At 56.1% G+C, this 13,952-nt stretch carries 15 protein-coding genes and 3 tRNA genes; 8 read left to right on the plus strand and 10 right to left on the minus strand.

The features are described 5' to 3' along the window. Positions 1 to 80 precede the first annotated feature (80 nt). Entirely contained in the window at positions 81 to 860 is a 780-nt protein-coding gene (gene deoC / locus HWQ14_RS01495; RefSeq protein WP_032644972.1) for a deoxyribose-phosphate aldolase, read from the minus strand. A gap of 262 nt (positions 861 to 1,122) precedes the next feature. Between deoC and HWQ14_RS01500 the strand changes: the two genes are divergently transcribed. Then, positions 1,123 to 2,658 (plus strand): YjjI family glycine radical enzyme, encoded by a 1,536-nt coding sequence (locus tag HWQ14_RS01500; protein WP_176608759.1) that lies wholly within the window; start codon positions 1,123 to 1,125, stop codon positions 2,656 to 2,658. After that, positions 2,633 to 3,493: a YjjW family glycine radical enzyme activase gene (locus tag HWQ14_RS01505; protein WP_176608760.1), complete on the plus strand. Its 861-nt coding sequence runs from the start codon at positions 2,633 to 2,635 to the stop codon at positions 3,491 to 3,493. The genes HWQ14_RS01500 and HWQ14_RS01505 overlap by 26 nt, the downstream gene beginning before the upstream one ends. On the opposite strand, the gene HWQ14_RS01510 is transcribed toward HWQ14_RS01505, so the two are convergent. From HWQ14_RS01510 to HWQ14_RS01545, 8 genes are all read right to left on the minus strand, one after another. Continuing rightward, on the minus strand, positions 3,488 to 4,270 hold the full coding sequence (locus HWQ14_RS01510) for a TatD family hydrolase (protein ID WP_176608761.1): 783 nt from the start codon (positions 4,268 to 4,270) through the stop codon (positions 3,488 to 3,490). The genes HWQ14_RS01505 and HWQ14_RS01510 overlap by 6 nt on opposite strands. Continuing rightward, complete coding sequence (locus HWQ14_RS01515) at positions 4,267 to 5,319, minus strand: patatin-like phospholipase family protein (protein WP_176608762.1); 1,053 nt, start codon at positions 5,317 to 5,319, stop codon at positions 4,267 to 4,269. The genes HWQ14_RS01510 and HWQ14_RS01515 overlap by 4 nt, the downstream gene beginning before the upstream one ends. Before the next feature lie 122 nt (positions 5,320 to 5,441). Then, positions 5,442 to 5,603, minus strand: a complete 162-nt coding sequence (locus tag HWQ14_RS01520; protein WP_003856556.1) for a DUF1328 domain-containing protein — start codon at positions 5,601 to 5,603, stop codon at positions 5,442 to 5,444. Positions 5,604 to 5,730: 127 nt separating this feature from the next. After that, entirely contained in the window at positions 5,731 to 6,348 is a 618-nt protein-coding gene (gene osmY / locus HWQ14_RS01525; protein ID WP_148421982.1) for a molecular chaperone OsmY, read from the minus strand. A gap of 304 nt (positions 6,349 to 6,652) precedes the next feature. After that, a complete protein-coding gene (gene prfC, locus HWQ14_RS01530; RefSeq protein WP_176608763.1) occupies positions 6,653 to 8,242 on the minus strand; it encodes a peptide chain release factor 3 in 1,590 nt (529 codons plus the stop codon). A 92-nt stretch (positions 8,243 to 8,334) separates the two neighbouring features. Then, positions 8,335 to 9,012, minus strand: coding sequence for a pyrimidine 5'-nucleotidase (gene yjjG / locus HWQ14_RS01535; protein WP_176608764.1), 678 nt, complete (start codon positions 9,010 to 9,012; stop codon positions 8,335 to 8,337). Positions 9,013 to 9,032: 20 nt separating this feature from the next. Further along, positions 9,033 to 9,476 (minus strand): ribosomal protein S18-alanine N-acetyltransferase, encoded by a 444-nt coding sequence (gene rimI / locus HWQ14_RS01540; RefSeq protein ID WP_176608765.1) that lies wholly within the window; start codon positions 9,474 to 9,476, stop codon positions 9,033 to 9,035. Next, entirely contained in the window at positions 9,445 to 9,858 is a 414-nt protein-coding gene (locus HWQ14_RS01545; RefSeq protein ID WP_148421989.1) for a DNA polymerase III subunit psi, read from the minus strand. Before HWQ14_RS01545 ends, rimI begins: the two co-directional genes overlap by 32 nt. Positions 9,859 to 9,960: 102 nt before the next feature. On the opposite strand from HWQ14_RS01545, the gene rsmC reads away from it, so the two are divergent. The 4 genes from rsmC (at position 9,961) to HWQ14_RS01565 (ending at position 11,457) form a co-directional block, all read left to right on the plus strand. Beyond that, positions 9,961 to 10,989, plus strand: coding sequence for a 16S rRNA (guanine(1207)-N(2))-methyltransferase RsmC (rsmC, locus tag HWQ14_RS01550; RefSeq protein ID WP_176608766.1), 1,029 nt, complete (start codon positions 9,961 to 9,963; stop codon positions 10,987 to 10,989). 148 nt (positions 10,990 to 11,137) lie between these two features. After that, a tRNA-Leu gene (locus HWQ14_RS01555) sits at positions 11,138 to 11,224 on the plus strand. A gap of 28 nt (positions 11,225 to 11,252) precedes the next feature. Beyond that, positions 11,253 to 11,338: transfer RNA gene (locus HWQ14_RS01560), tRNA-Leu, on the plus strand. Positions 11,339 to 11,370: 32 nt separating this feature from the next. Beyond that, positions 11,371 to 11,457: transfer RNA gene (locus HWQ14_RS01565), tRNA-Leu, on the plus strand. A gap of 41 nt (positions 11,458 to 11,498) precedes the next feature. Here the strand turns inward: HWQ14_RS01565 and HWQ14_RS01570 are convergent. Continuing rightward, positions 11,499 to 11,729: a DUF1435 domain-containing protein gene (locus tag HWQ14_RS01570; RefSeq protein ID WP_176608767.1), complete on the minus strand. Its 231-nt coding sequence runs from the start codon at positions 11,727 to 11,729 to the stop codon at positions 11,499 to 11,501. Between the two features lie 256 nt (positions 11,730 to 11,985). Here HWQ14_RS01570 and HWQ14_RS01575 point away from each other — a divergent pair, with 256 nt between their 5' ends. Both HWQ14_RS01575 and fhuF read left to right on the plus strand, forming a co-directional pair. Continuing rightward, on the plus strand, positions 11,986 to 13,050 hold the full coding sequence (locus HWQ14_RS01575; RefSeq protein ID WP_176608768.1) for a GGDEF domain-containing protein: 1,065 nt from the start codon (positions 11,986 to 11,988) through the stop codon (positions 13,048 to 13,050). A gap of 95 nt (positions 13,051 to 13,145) precedes the next feature. Further along, on the plus strand, positions 13,146 to 13,934 hold the full coding sequence (gene fhuF, locus HWQ14_RS01580; protein WP_176608769.1) for a siderophore-iron reductase FhuF: 789 nt from the start codon (positions 13,146 to 13,148) through the stop codon (positions 13,932 to 13,934). The last annotated feature ends 18 nt before the right edge of the window (positions 13,935 to 13,952 follow it).

The following is a 13,952-nucleotide window of genomic DNA, read 5'->3' on the forward strand; positions in this document are numbered from 1 at the left end:
GGGTGAATTGTGGCGGGCAGCGCCCGCCCTACGTTCCTGTAGGCCGGATAAGCGAATCGCCATCCGGCATTTTTTAGCTATTAGTAGCTGCTTGCGCTCTTACCGTCGCCATGGCCCAGCGCTTTCAGCAGGCTCGCCAGCAGGCTGGAGGCGCCGAAGCGGTAGTGGCGGGAGTCCGCCCACTCTGCGCCGAACAGCTCGTCGGCAATCGCCAGGAACTGCTGCGCGTCTTCGGCAGTGCGTACGCCGCCAGCCGGTTTGAAGCCCACGGTTTTGGACACGCCCATATCGCGGATCACTTCCATCATGATGCGCGCGCTTTCCGGCGTGGCGTTAACCGGCACTTTACCGGTAGAGGTTTTAATGAAATCAGCCCCGGCTTTGATGGAGATTTCAGACGCTTTACGGATCAGCGCCTCTTCTTTCAGTTCACCGGTTTCGATGATCACTTTGAGCAGCACGTTTGCCGCCGCGCACGCGTCTTTACAGGCCTTCACCAGGTCAAAACCGACCTGCTCGTTGCCGGCGATCAGCGCGCGGTACGGGAACACCACGTCAACTTCGTCTGCGCCGTAAGCAATTGCCGCACGGGTTTCTGCCAGGGCGATCTCGATGTCGTCATTGCCGTGCGGGAAGTTAGTCACGGTTGCAATGCGCACGTCCGGCGTGCCCTGCTCTTTCAGCGTCTTGCGGGCAATCGGAATAAAGCGCGGGTAGATACAAACGGCGGCGGTGTTACCCACTGGCGTTTTCGCCTGATGGCACAGGGCGATGACTTTTTCATTGGTATCGTCATCGTTCAGGGTGGTCAGGTCCATCAGCTTCAACGCGCGCAGGCTGCTTGCAGTTAAATCGGTCATAACATTCTCCAACGGCAGTGCCGTATCAATTTTACCTTGCGGGTCTGTGAGTATTCTAACATTCACCCGCATCCACACTTCGACATTCATCACAGTTAATGAAAACTGCGTGCAAATTTGCATTACTGTAATGAGATCTTCTTCAAACTTTAGCGTACAGGTTGCTGACTAAAGCAGCGATACCCCCTGCCGGATCAAAAGCCCCGCCAGGCTGGCTTCCTACAATTCATTCACCATCCGCAGAATTATCCAGGAAGTGAACATGCCCGACGCCCTGCAACAACGTTGCCAGCACATTGTGACAAGCCCGGTGTTAACCCCGGAACAAAAACGTCATTTTCTGGCGCTGGAAGCAGAGAACAATCTGCCTTACCCTGCTCTGCCAGAGGCGGCACGCGCCGCGCTGGACGAAGGATTTATCTGCGACATGTTCGAAGGGCATGCGCCCTACAAACCGCGCTACGTGCTTCCGGACTACGCTAAATTCCTGGCAAACGGCTCAGAGTGGCTGGAGCTGGAAGGGGCGAAAGATCTGGATGATGCCCTCTCGCTGCTCGCTATCCTCTACCATCATGTTCCGTCCGTCACATCGATGCCGGTCTATCTGGGCCAGCTCGATGAAATCCTCACTCCATATGTTAAAATTCTAACACAGGATGAAATCGATAGCCGAATAAAACGTTTCTGGCGCTATCTCGACAGAACCCTGCCTGATGCCTTTATGCATGCCAATATCGGCCCGGCGGATACGCCCGTTACGCGTGCCGTTTTGCGAGCGGACGCAGAGCTGAAGCAGGTCGCGCCGAACCTTACCTTTATTTACGACCCGGACGTCACCCCTGACGATCTGCTGCTGAGCGTGGCGAAAAACATTTGCGAGTGCAGTAAACCGCATATTTCCAATGGCCCGCTGAATGATAAAATTTTCACAAAAGGCCGCTATGGCGTGGTGAGCTGCTACAACTCCCTGCCGCTGGCGGGCGGCGGCAGCACGCTGGTGCGCCTTAACCTGAAAGCGATTGCAGAGCACAGCCACTCTCCCGAAGACTTTTTCGCCCGTACCCTGCCGCACTACTGTCAGCAGCAAATGGCGATCGTTAACGCGCGCTGCGATTTTTTATATGAACAATCCGGCTTCTTTGAGAATAGCTTCCTCGTAAAAGAGGGGCTGATTGATGCCGATCGTTTCGTGCCGATGTTCGGCATGTACGGGCTGGCCGAAGCGGTGAACGTGCTGTGCGAAAAAGCAGGTATTGCGGGGCGTTACGGAAAAGACGAGCAGGCCAACGCGCTGGGCTACCGCATCAGTGAACAGCTTGCGGCATTTGTTGAGAACACGCCGGTGAAGCACGGCTGGAAGCACCGCGCGATGCTGCATGCCCAGTCTGGCATCAGTTCTGATTCGGGCACCACGCCGGGGGCGCGCCTGCCTTACGGCGACGAGCCGGATCCCATCAGCCACCTGCTGGCCGTGGCGCCACATCACCAGCACTATCACTCGGGGATCAGCGATATTCTCACCCTGGATGAGACGGTCAAACGCAATCCTCAGGCGGTGGTACAGCTTTGCCTGGGGGCGTTTCGCGCCGGTATGCGCGAATTTACCGCCAACGTCGCCGGAAACGACCTGGTGCGCGTCACCGGGTATATGGTGCGGCTCTCCGATCTGGAAAAGTACCGGGAGGCCGGTTCGCGCACCAACACCACCTGGCTCGGCGAGGAGGCCGCGCGCAATACCCGCATTCTGGAACGTCAGCCACGCGTGATTAGCCATGAACAGCAGATGCGCTTTAGTTAGTCAGGTTATTCCCTTCTCCTGCGTGGACGGGCCGGGCAGCCGCCTGGCGCTGTTCCTCCAGGGCTGTAACCTGCGCTGCAAAACCTGCCACAACCCGTGGACCATCGGGCGCTGCAACGACTGCGGGGACTGCGTGCCCCGCTGCCCCCACGATGCGCTGACCATGCAGGCTGGGCGCGTCTGGTGGCAGGAGAGCGACTGCCACCAGTGCGACACCTGCCTGCGCCTGTGCCCGCGGCAGGCCACGCCGATGGCGCAACGCTTTAGCGTAGAGGAGATCCTCATCCAGGTTCGCAAGTCCGCGCCTTTTATTGAAGGCGTGACCGTCAGCGGGGGCGAGGCCACCACGCAGCTGCCGTTTGTGGTTGCGCTATTCAGCGCAATGAAGGCCGATCCGGCCCTGCGGCATCTGACGTGTCTGGTGGACAGCAACGGCCTGTTAAGCGAAACCGGCTGGCAAAAGCTGCTGCCGGTGTTTGACGGCGCGATGGTGGATCTGAAGGCCTGGGGCAATGAGCATCACCGCTTTCTGACCGGGCGCGAAAATACGCAAATCAAGCAGAGCATTCGCTGGCTGGCTGAACATCATCGTCTTGCCGAGCTGCGCCTGCTGGCGATCCCCGAGCGGTGCGATTATCTGCAAAATCTGCCTTCACTGACCGCGTTTATCCATAGCCTGGGGAATATTCCGGTGCGGATTAACGCCTTTCACGCTCACGGGGTTTACGGGGAGGCGGCGCTCTGGCGGAGCGCCACGCCGGAGGATATCGAGCCGCTGGCGCTGGCCCTGGAACAGCAGCAGATTACGGTGATCCGCCCGGCGCTGTATCTATAGCGTGATGCCGAAGACCGCACGGGTATTTTCCAGTAGCGCGCCGGCAATGACGTCCTCAGGCTCCTGGCGCAGCTCACACAGCACGTCAAAAACGCGCGCCGCCTGCTCCGGTCGGTTCGGCTGGCCCTGAAAACCATTCAGCGGCATATCGGGCGCATCCGTTTCAAGCAGCAGCGAAGACAGCGGGAGTTGCGCCATCACGTCGCGGGTTTTGCTGGCGCGCGGGTAGGTAATGGTGCCGCCGACGCCAATTTTATAGCCCAGGTCGATAAAACGCTGCGCCTGCTGAAGGCTGCCTGCGAAACCGTGCACGACGCCCCTGCGCGGCAGATCGATGCGCTTCAGGTGCATCGCCAGCTTGTCATGGGTGCGTCGGGAGTGGAGGATCGCCGGCAGGTCGTGACGTTTTGCCAGCCTGAGCTGCGCGTCCAGGATCGCCTGCTGGCGTTCAAAGTGCGGATCCTCGCGATAGAGATCGAGGCCGATCTCACCGACGGCAACCAGCTTCTCACCCGCTGCCTGCAGCGCGGCATCAAGCCTGTCGAGGTGTTCATCAAGATGGTGCTCAATCACGATCGGATGCAGCCCCAGCGCCGCATACAGCGCGTCGTGATGGCGGGCGAGCGCCAGCACGGTATCAAACCGCGCCGCTTCAATGGCGGGCACAATTATGGCTTTTACGCCTGCCTGCGCCGCCCGTTCGATGGATGATGCTTCCTCGCCGCTGAACGGCGGAAAATCAAAGTGGCAATGGGTATCAATAAAGCCGTGCCTCACGCCAGATCCTCATTATCCAGTAAGCCATCGTTCGCCTGCGGAGCATCCACCAGCGGCATCGCCACCGCGTCATTAGCCACTACCGCAGGCGGCAAAATAATACGCTTATGCCGGTGAAGCGGCGGCTGGCCGGCCAGCATTTTACCCACCGTCGCGAGGAAGTAGCGACCGCAGAGCCGCCCCGTTTTGTAGTCCATACGCAACGCCGGCAGGCGGCTGCCCAGCGCCATGCTTAGCAGCGGCCTGGGCGGATAAATTTCAAAGATGCGCAGCTTGCCCGGCGGCTTTTCAATAAAGCGCTGCATCGCGCCGTAGGTCGTTTCATGCTGTTTTGCGATATTCACCAGCGGCTGCAGGCTGCTGTCGCCCAGCCAGCGCTCCATGCGCTTAAACCACTGCGGGGTGTAATACATCTGCGAAGGCACCGTGCGGATCACCACGATAGTTTTGGCCCCACGCCGCGCGGCCTCCTGCACCGGCACCGCGTCGCTGATGCCGCCGTCAAGATAGTTAACTCCCTCCAGCAGCGCGCCGGTACGGTAGAAACCGGGGATCGCGCTTGAGGCGCGAATGATATCCAGCCAGTTCTCTTTCTGCGGCGAAAAATAGCCCGGGGAATAGTCGTCGCCACGGCTGGCGCACATCCAGAACGACTTTCCGGCGTCGAACAGCCGCGACGCGGTATCCATTGCCAGCGGCATCTGGCTGGAGGTGGCATCCAGTAACCAGTCGAGATCGATCAGGTTCCCGCCGCGCACGAAGCGCACCGGGTTAAAAAATTCTTTGGACGTGGTGTAGCGCATAATAACTTTGCGCGCGTAGCCGGGCTGGTTGCAGACGTAGGCCGAAAGATTCTGCGCCCCGGCAGAGGTACCGAAATAGAGATCGAACGGGTTGAACTGTGCGCGCATAAATTCGTCGAGCACGCCAGCGGTGAAAATACCGCGCTGACCGCCCCCTTCACAGACCAGCGCAAGCTGGCCTGCATGAAACGGTTTTAACGTCAGCGGCGCAATATTGCCGAGCGTAACGGGAATTCGTTGCCCCACCTCTGCCTTCCTGTTTTCGTTATTTTGATAAGACACAGTAACGCACATCCCCGCCACTTCTCAAACGAGAAAAAGCCAGTCACAAGGACTGGCTTTAGTTTGTTTAATCAATATTGCGTTTGCTACGGGCGACGTCGGCCCGTAAACAGGCTGACCAGGAACAGAATAATACCTACGACGAAGACAATTTTAGCTGCCCATGCCGCTGTACCCGCCAGTCCACCAAAGCCCAATGCGGCGGCAATTAACGCGATAACCAGAAAAATAATGCCCCAACGAAACATAAGCCTCTCCTTTACCATAGTTAATGTCGGCCGCTAAACGTGAGCGCTCAGGTCACTCACCGGCGATTTTCCAGAGTCGTTTTTATTTCGCCCGCAGGGCTAAGCCTGACGGGCGAGTGGTGTTGCTTTACTTCGTTTTCAGATCGTTTTTAACGCTTTTCACACCATCAATCGCTTTCGCAATTGACTCAGCACGATCGCTTTGTGCCTGGTTCTCTACCGTACCGGACAGCTGTACCACGCCATCGGTGGTTTCAACTTTCACCATACGGGACGGCACGATGTCGTCAGCTAACAGTTTAGCTTTGATTTCGCTGGTGGTTGCTGCATCCCCGGCATAACCCTTCACCGAAGATTCTTTACTGTCACGTACGTGCAGTTTGTCGCTGACGGAGCTTACGCCTTCAACGCCTTTGGCCACTTTCACGGCCTCTTCAGCCTGGGTCTGGCTTTCAACGAAACCACTCAGGGTGACAACTTTGTTGTCGGTTTTGACGGAAATGTCGGTGCTCTTGATGGCTTCATGATCCACCAGTGCGGCTTTCACTTTTGCTGTGATAGAGCTGTCATCCATGAAATTACCGACTTTATTCATAGAGCTATCGATTTTTTCCCCTGCGGTATTAGCGGTGTTTTGCGCTTTATCCATGGTGCTGGTTTCCGCCAGAGCAGAACCGCTTACCAGGACGCTACCTAACGTTACAGCCAGCAGAGTTTTAGAAATCTTCAGTCTTGTCATATTCATCGATTTATTCCTGTGTTTTGCCCGTTATTTGGGCGACATACTTCCCTAAATCTTGGTTTTATATATTGCGAATTAACACACGGGCGAAATGGAGAACCAGTGGACATGCATTGAACAGTTAATTCATCCACGCCCGGTGCTAAACACTGAGTTAAATATAGATCACAATTACGGAGGTGCATTCAGAATTGGGGAAAAAACGAACGAATAGCGAAAAATTGCGTTGAATTAAGAACATTCCGCAAGGGTTTAATAACACAGGGATTAAAGCAGAGCACGGCGGCTGCCGTGCTCTGAGAGGGGATTAATGCTCGCGGGTTTTGCGGAACCGAACGTCAGGATAACGCTCTTGCGTCAGGTTCAGGTTAACCATGGTCGGGGCGATATAGGTCAGGTTGTCGCCGCCGTCCAGCGCCAGCTGAATTTCGTTCTTACGCTTAAATTCTTCGAATTTCTTCACGTCTGAACACTCAACCCAGCGCGCGGTCGCCACGTTCACCGATTCGTAAATCGCTTCCACGTTGTACTCGCTCTTCAGGCGGGCAACGACCACGTCAAACTGCAGCACGCCCACCGCCCCAACGATCAGATCGTTGTTGGCGATTGGCCGGAACACCTGGACTGCCCCCTCTTCGGAAAGCTGTACCAGGCCTTTCAGCAGCTGCTTCTGCTTCAGCGGATCGCGCAGGCGAATGCGGCGGAACAGCTCCGGCGCGAAGTTCGGGATACCGGTGAACTTCATCATCTCGCCCTGCGTGAAGGTATCGCCGATCTGAATGGTGCCGTGGTTGTGCAGGCCAATGATGTCGCCCGGATAGGCTTCTTCCACGTGCGAACGGTCGCCCGCCATAAAGGTCAGCGCGTCGGAGATCACCACGTCTTTACCGATACGTACCTGACGCAGCTTCATGCCCTTCTCGTACTTACCGGACACCACGCGCATAAAGGCAACGCGGTCGCGGTGTTTCGGGTCCATGTTGGCCTGAATTTTAAAGACGAAGCCGGAGAACTTCTCTTCCTTCGCTTCCACTTCGCGCGTGTCGGTTTTACGCGGCATCGGCTGCGGCGCCCACTCAACCAGACCGTCGAGCATATGATCGACGCCGAAGTTACCGAGCGCGGTACCGAAGAAGACCGGGGTGATTTCACCGCTCAGGAACAGCTCTCTGTCGAACTCGTGAGACGCGCCTTTAACCAGCTCAAGCTCGTCGCGCAGCTGCGCGGCCAGCTCTTCACCGACGGCGGCGTCCAGCTCCGGGTTATCCAGACCTTTTACAATGCGCACTTCCTGAATGGTGTGGCCTTTACCGGTCTGGTACAGATAGGTTTCGTCTTTATAGAGGTGGTAAACCCCTTTGAACAGCTTACCGCAGCCGATTGGCCAGGTGATTGGCGCGCAGGCAATCTTCAGCTCGTTTTCCACTTCATCCATCAGCTCCATCGGATCGCGGATGTCACGGTCGAGTTTGTTCATAAAGGTGAGGATCGGCGTATCGCGCAGGCGGGTTACTTCCATCAGCTTGCGGGTACGATCTTCAACACCTTTCGCGGCGTCGATCACCATCAGGCAGCAGTCGACCGCCGTCAGAGTACGGTAGGTATCTTCGGAGAAGTCTTCGTGACCCGGGGTGTCCAGCAGGTTCACCAGGCAGTCGTGATACGGGAACTGCATCACGGAGGTGGTAATCGAAATACCACGCTGCTTTTCCATCTCCATCCAGTCGGATTTTGCGTGCTGGCTGGAGCCACGGCCTTTCACCGTACCGGCGGTCTGGATCGCCTGTCCGAACAGCAATACCTTCTCGGTGATGGTCGTTTTACCGGCATCCGGGTGCGAGATAATGGCAAAAGTGCGGCGTTTGGCCACCTCTTGCAGATAAGGAGACAACGTCATAATCAAATCTTCTTAGGTAAGCGCGGCAGCAGGCCGCGCATCATGGAATACGAAAAATGCGGCTATTTTACCCATCAGCAGGGGGCAGGCAATCATTGTTTACACAGGAGCTGCTCCAGTTCGTTCAATGACGTAACGGTCCAGGTCGGCTCGATGCCTTCCGGCAGCACGCGACCGTGCGCGTTCAGCCAGACGGTCGACAGACCCGATCTCATACCACCAAGAATATCAGATTCTGCGGTATCCCCCACCATCAGCACGCGATCGCGGTCAGGATTTCCGGCCTGCGCCAGCGCATAATCGAAAATACGCGGATCCGGCTTCGGTACGCCTACCTCTTCGGAGATCACCAGCGCGTCGAAATGATCGCGCAGGCCGGTGCGCTCAAGGCGGATCTGCTGCAGGGCGGTAAAGCCGTTGGTGATGATCCCGAGCTTCACCTTCCCTTTCAGCGAATCCAGCAGAGAAACGGCACCGGGTAGCGGCGCGCAGATATCCGCCATTGCGTTGAGGAAGGCCTCGTTCAGCGCTCCCGGGCTGACCTTCAACCGTTCAGCCCACACGTCAAAACGCTGATGCTGAAGCTGTAACGCGGTGATGGCTCCATTCTGGTAATCCACCCAAAGCGGTTTGTTCACCGCCTGATAGTTCTGAAAATCTTCAGCGGTGAAGGTCACGCTATAGTCGAGAAACATCCGCTGCAGGCCACCGAACGAGTCAAACGTAAACAGCGTTTCGTCGGCGTCAAAGAAAATCCAGTCCCATTTCATCGTTACAACCTTATTTTTCGTTATCCAATCGGCAGAGCCATGATAATGGCGTCTTCACGTCCCTCTGCGGTGGGGTAGTAGTTACGGCGGATTGTCGCCTCGTTGAAGCCTAAGCTTTCATAGAGTGCGATGGCGGCGACATTCGACGCGCGCACCTCCAGCCACAGGGTGAAAACGTCACGGGTCTCAAGCTCGCGAATGAGGTGCTCAAGCAGTTCCCTGCCCAACCCGCGGCGTTGATAAGCAGGATCGACCGCGATATTAAACAGCGTCGCCTCGTCCAGAACGACCTGGGTTATGGCAAACGCGGCCATCGTACCGGCTACGTCCAGGCGGAGATTTAAATAGCGGTCGCCCTGATTGCTGGCAAACGTCTTTTCGCTCCACGGAAAGGCATGGGCGCGCGTTTCAATCGCGAACGCGGTGGACAGGTCAGCCGTCGTGAGGGAAGAAATCGTGTTCATATTCGCAAATTTGTTGCCATAGCGCGCAGCGCGCTTTTGGGTTGGCCTTCAGTTCATCCAGCGCCGGGGAGCTGATCTGGCTCCCTTCGAGGGGTAGCGCATCAACCGTCCCGATTCGCCAGCTGTTACAGCGGCTGTCAGGAGGAAGCATCGCGACGCTTTCGGGCGCCAGCTGTAGTACCTGATCGGCCGTCAACTTCAGGCTGCGAAGGACATCTCCGATAAGGGGGTCATTCAGGGCGGGCAGCGCTTCTGCCACCATCACCAGGCGGACATGCGCAGGGATGGAGATTGCGATTTCGCCGCGCAACGCCGTCGGGCGACGCAAAGCCCACTGGGTGATGCCCAGCTGCTGCAACTGCCAGTCTCGTCGGGATGTCATAGCGAAAACTCCTGTCTCTCAGGCGCGCAAATATAGCAAATGTGTCGAAACTGCGCCATCTACCTACTATAATCCCCGCCTGAGTTTATTGAGGAACAATTCATGTCTGCATTTACCCCGGCAAGTGAAGTCTTGCTGCGTCACAGTGATGATTTCGAAGAAAGCCGTATTCTGTTTGCCGGAGATATGCAGGATGACCTGCCCGCGCGTTTCGACTGTGCTGAAAGCCGTGCCCACACCCAATACTATCACCACTGGCAGGTGCTGAGCCGCCAGATGGGCGAGCGCGCGCGCTTTAGCCTGGCGGCGGAGCAGAGCGATATTGCTGACTGCGACACGCTGATTTACTACTGGCCGAAAAACAAACCGGAAGCCCAGTTCCAGCTGATGAACCTGCTTTCTCTGCTGCCGATCGGCTGCGACATTTTCGTTGTCGGTGAGAACCGCAGCGGCGTGCGCAGCGCAGAGCAGATGCTGGAGGAGTACGCGCCGCTGACCAAAATCGACAGCGCCCGCCGCTGCGGCCTGTATCACGGGCGTCTGGAAAAACAGACCGCCTTTGATGCCAACGCCTTCTGGGACGAGTACCAGCTTGACGGCCTGACCATTAAAACCCTGCCGGGCGTATTCAGCCGTGACGCACTGGATACCGGCAGCAAGCTGCTGCTTTCTACCCTGACGCCACATACCAAAGGCAAGGTGCTGGACGTGGGCTGCGGCGCGGGCGTGCTTTCAACGGTTCTCGCCAGCCACTCGCCAAAAGTCCGTTTAACCCTGTGCGACGTGAGCGCCCCGGCGGTAGAGGCCAGCCGCGCCACGCTTGCAGCTAACGGCATTGAAGGCGACGTGATTGCCAGCAACGTCTTCTCCGACGTGACCGGCCGCTTTGACATGATCATCTCTAACCCACCGTTCCACGACGGAATGGAGACCAGCCTGGAAGCCGCGCAGGCGCTGATCCGCGGTGCGACCCGCCACCTCAACAGCGGCGGTGAGCTGCGTATCGTGGCAAACGCCTTCCTGGCCTACCCGAAAGTGCTGGATGAGACCTTTGGCTTCCACGAAGTGATCGCCCAGACTGGCCGCTTTAAGGTCTATCGCACCGTAATGACGCGCCAGGCGAAAAAGTAAGACTCGCCCTGCACCGGCGATGGCTGACGCTGCCATCGCCCATTTTTGCAGCAATCAAAACAACGCGCGCATTTTTCTGTTGACGTAAAGCTGAAAACATCTAGAATGCGCCTCCGTGGTTACGATACTTTTACAGTATCGATGGTATGCGAAGGTGGCGGAATTGGTAGACGCGCTAGCTTCAGGTGTTAGTGTCCTTACGGACGTGGGGGTTCAAGTCCCCCCCCTCGCACCATAAATCACGTTGATATTGCTCGCACTGGGCGAAGGTGGCGGAATTGGTAGACGCGCTAGCTTCAGGTGTTAGTGTCCTTAGGATGTGGGGGTTCGAGTCCCCCCCCTCGCACCAACGAGGCGATATCAAAAAAGTAAGATGACTGTGCGAAGGTGGCGGAATTGGTAGACGCGCTAGCTTCAGGTGTTAGTGTCCTTACGGACGTGGGGGTTCAAGTCCCCCCCCTCGCACCAATTATCTTACATCCCTTCAGCAACACCTCTGATTTTCCCTTTTATTTCAAACTCATCATAATCACCAGTATTGCACTGACCAGCGCAACGCATGACGGCAGCAGCACGTAATGCCGTAACTGTTTGTGCCAAATCATCGCGGACGTCACCAGCAGCCCTGAAACAATCATTGCTTTCCATACATCAATGGGGAGATCGGCGAACGTCAGGCCACCGATGATGGAGCCGGGCAGCAAAATACCCCACCCACTTCCCAGCGCTTTGCTCAACATGGTTTAACCTCTCGCATCGATAATGATAACCAATATCATATGATAGTAATTATCACTTGTCAGCATGCGAAGCAAGAAATAGCACCGACAATTTGCTTTCCTATAATGACAGAGAATGTGTAAGGTGATAAATTGCCCACCTGTTAACTTCTCATAAAGTTTTTCTGATAATAAAAATTCAATTGAGTTGCATCTAATATTACATAACAACACCTTGCTTCTTGTTTTAATTGAGTTTTAATAAAAACGCACGCATATGACATCACAAACCTGGCGGTCTTTAGTCGATAAGAAATATCAGTTATCTTTACGTTTGTTCTTATTTCTGAATGCCGCATCCGCCCTGTTCTCGGTAACAAACCCGCTGTATTCCGTTCGCGTGTTATCCGTTCCCCTGTTTGCGGTATTTATTTTCAGCTCAGGCTTACTTATCTGGCACTGGAAAAACTGCGCGCGAAAAATAAATATCCCTGTTGTTTCAGGTATTTTCGGGTTTTTATGGGCCTGGCAGATCGTCTCTAAATTTTCGTTAATTACGCACGATCACGCGAATTTTTTAATGATGGCCCTATTAACGGTGCTTTTTATAGGGTCTCTGGCGTTTGCCAGTAATATCAGGGCATTTACGCTCCATTCATTTCCCGCTTTTATTGCCTGCCTGTGGCTTAGCGATTCCGAATACTGGCTGAGAATGGCGTATTCTTTCGCCCTGCCGGTGGTAGCCATCGGCATTCATCACGTTCTTCAGCGGCGCAACGACCGTTTCGCCCAGGAACTCCTCTCCGAACTGCTGGAGGAGCGCGAAACCCTGACCGATCTCAGCATGATGGATCCGCTCACCGGCCTGTATAACCGCCGCGGGCTGCAAAGCCGGCTGGAGAATCTTCCCACCCCGGACAGCGGCGAGCACTTTGTGCTGCTGATGGATATCGACCACTTCAAAGCCTACAACGACCATTACGGCCATATGATGGGCGATCAGGCCTTGATCAGGGTCTCGGCTGCGATTCGCGACGCCGTGCGTTCACGCGATATTGTCGCCCGCTTCGGTGGAGAAGAATTTATGGTGCTGCTCAGCAATATCCCGATTGAGCAAGCGCGGCAGACGGCGGAACGCATCCGGCAGAAGGTGTACGACCTTAAGATCCCGCACATGTTTAATGAAAGCGTTGCCACCAACGTGACCATCAGTATCGGCATCGCCATGTTTGAAGGCGAAGACGTGGAAGGCGCGCTGGCGAAGGCGGATAAAGCCCTCTACGAAGCCAAGCATATGGGACGCAACAGCATATTGCTGAGCGAGGAGCTGCACACCGCCTGACGGCGCGTTCACAGAGCCAGGATAAAAGTCTTGCGCTCGGTTTTATCTATAGTTAGGATTGGCAATCATTATCATTTAGATTTGTAATCCACACTATGGCTACTCGTACCGCACACATCGTTGAGCCCTTACTCTGGCGAGCGCCGCTCTCCGCCGGGGAGACAACGCTTGCGGAAGCCATACGCGAAAAAATTGCCGTTACCCGCGCCCACCTGCTGGATTTCATCAAGCTGGATGAAGCGCCTCCGCACCATGCGCTGACGCTGGCGCAGTGGCAGCGCCCTGCAGAGCTTCGCTCGCTGCTGGCAACCTATTCCGACCATATTTACCGTAATCAACCGACGCTTGCGCGGGAAAACAAACCGCTGCTCTCCCTCTGGGCGCAGTGGTACATCGGGCTGATGGTTCCCCCGGTCATGCTGGCATTGTTAACCCAGGAGACCGTGCTCGACCTGTCGTCAGAACATTTTCACGTCGAATTTCATGAAACCGGGCGCGCCGCCTGTTTCTGGATCGACGTCCATGAAGATCCGAGCGCGATTCACCTTTCCGCGCAGGCGCGTATGGAAATGCTGATCGCCAGAGCGCTGGTTCCGGTCGTTGACGCGCTGGAAGCGACGGGCGAGATCAACGGGAAGCTGATCTGGAGTAATACCGGGTATCTTATCCACTGGTATTTAACCGAGATGAAGCCGCTGCTTGGCGACGAGAAAGTGGAGGCGCTGCGCCAGAGCTGTTTCTTTGCCAGACAGCTTTCGGATGGGCGCGATAATCCTCTTTACCGCACCGTGGTCCCGCGCGAGGGACTTCTGGTCCGTCGCACCTGCTGCCAGCGCTATCGCCTGCCGGATGTACAGCAGTGCGGCGACTGCACGCTGAAATAGTCGGGCAGGAAAACCCTC

It is taken from the genome of Enterobacter cloacae (genome assembly GCF_013375935.1).
Classification (GTDB): domain Bacteria; phylum Pseudomonadota; class Gammaproteobacteria; order Enterobacterales; family Enterobacteriaceae; genus Enterobacter; species Enterobacter pasteurii.

Coding starts and splice junctions, on each gene's coding strand:
- HWQ14_RS01520 (WP_003856556.1), bottom strand. CDS start 5,603: ATGTTTCGTTGGGGCATTATTTTTCTGGTTATCGCGTTAATTGCCGCC.
- yjjG (WP_176608764.1), bottom strand. CDS start 9,012: ATGAAATGGGACTGGATTTTCTTTGACGCCGACGAAACGCTGTTTACG.
- osmY (WP_148421982.1), bottom strand. CDS start 6,348: ATGAATATGACAAGACTGAAGATTTCTAAAACTCTGCTGGCTGTAACG.
- HWQ14_RS01500 (WP_176608759.1), top strand. CDS start 1,123: ATGCCCGACGCCCTGCAACAACGTTGCCAGCACATTGTGACAAGCCCG.
- rimI (WP_176608765.1), bottom strand. CDS start 9,476: ATGAACACGATTTCTTCCCTCACGACGGCTGACCTGTCCACCGCGTTC.
- HWQ14_RS01570 (WP_176608767.1), bottom strand. CDS start 11,729: ATGTTGAGCAAAGCGCTGGGAAGTGGGTGGGGTATTTTGCTGCCCGGC.
- HWQ14_RS01505 (WP_176608760.1), top strand. CDS start 2,633: ATGAACAGCAGATGCGCTTTAGTTAGTCAGGTTATTCCCTTCTCCTGC.
- HWQ14_RS01575 (WP_176608768.1), top strand. CDS start 11,986: ATGACATCACAAACCTGGCGGTCTTTAGTCGATAAGAAATATCAGTTA.
- HWQ14_RS01545 (WP_148421989.1), bottom strand. CDS start 9,858: ATGACATCCCGACGAGACTGGCAGTTGCAGCAGCTGGGCATCACCCAG.
- deoC (WP_032644972.1), bottom strand. CDS start 860: ATGACCGATTTAACTGCAAGCAGCCTGCGCGCGTTGAAGCTGATGGAC.
- prfC (WP_176608763.1), bottom strand. CDS start 8,242: ATGACGTTGTCTCCTTATCTGCAAGAGGTGGCCAAACGCCGCACTTTT.
- rsmC (WP_176608766.1), top strand. CDS start 9,961: ATGTCTGCATTTACCCCGGCAAGTGAAGTCTTGCTGCGTCACAGTGAT.
- fhuF (WP_176608769.1), top strand. CDS start 13,146: ATGGCTACTCGTACCGCACACATCGTTGAGCCCTTACTCTGGCGAGCG.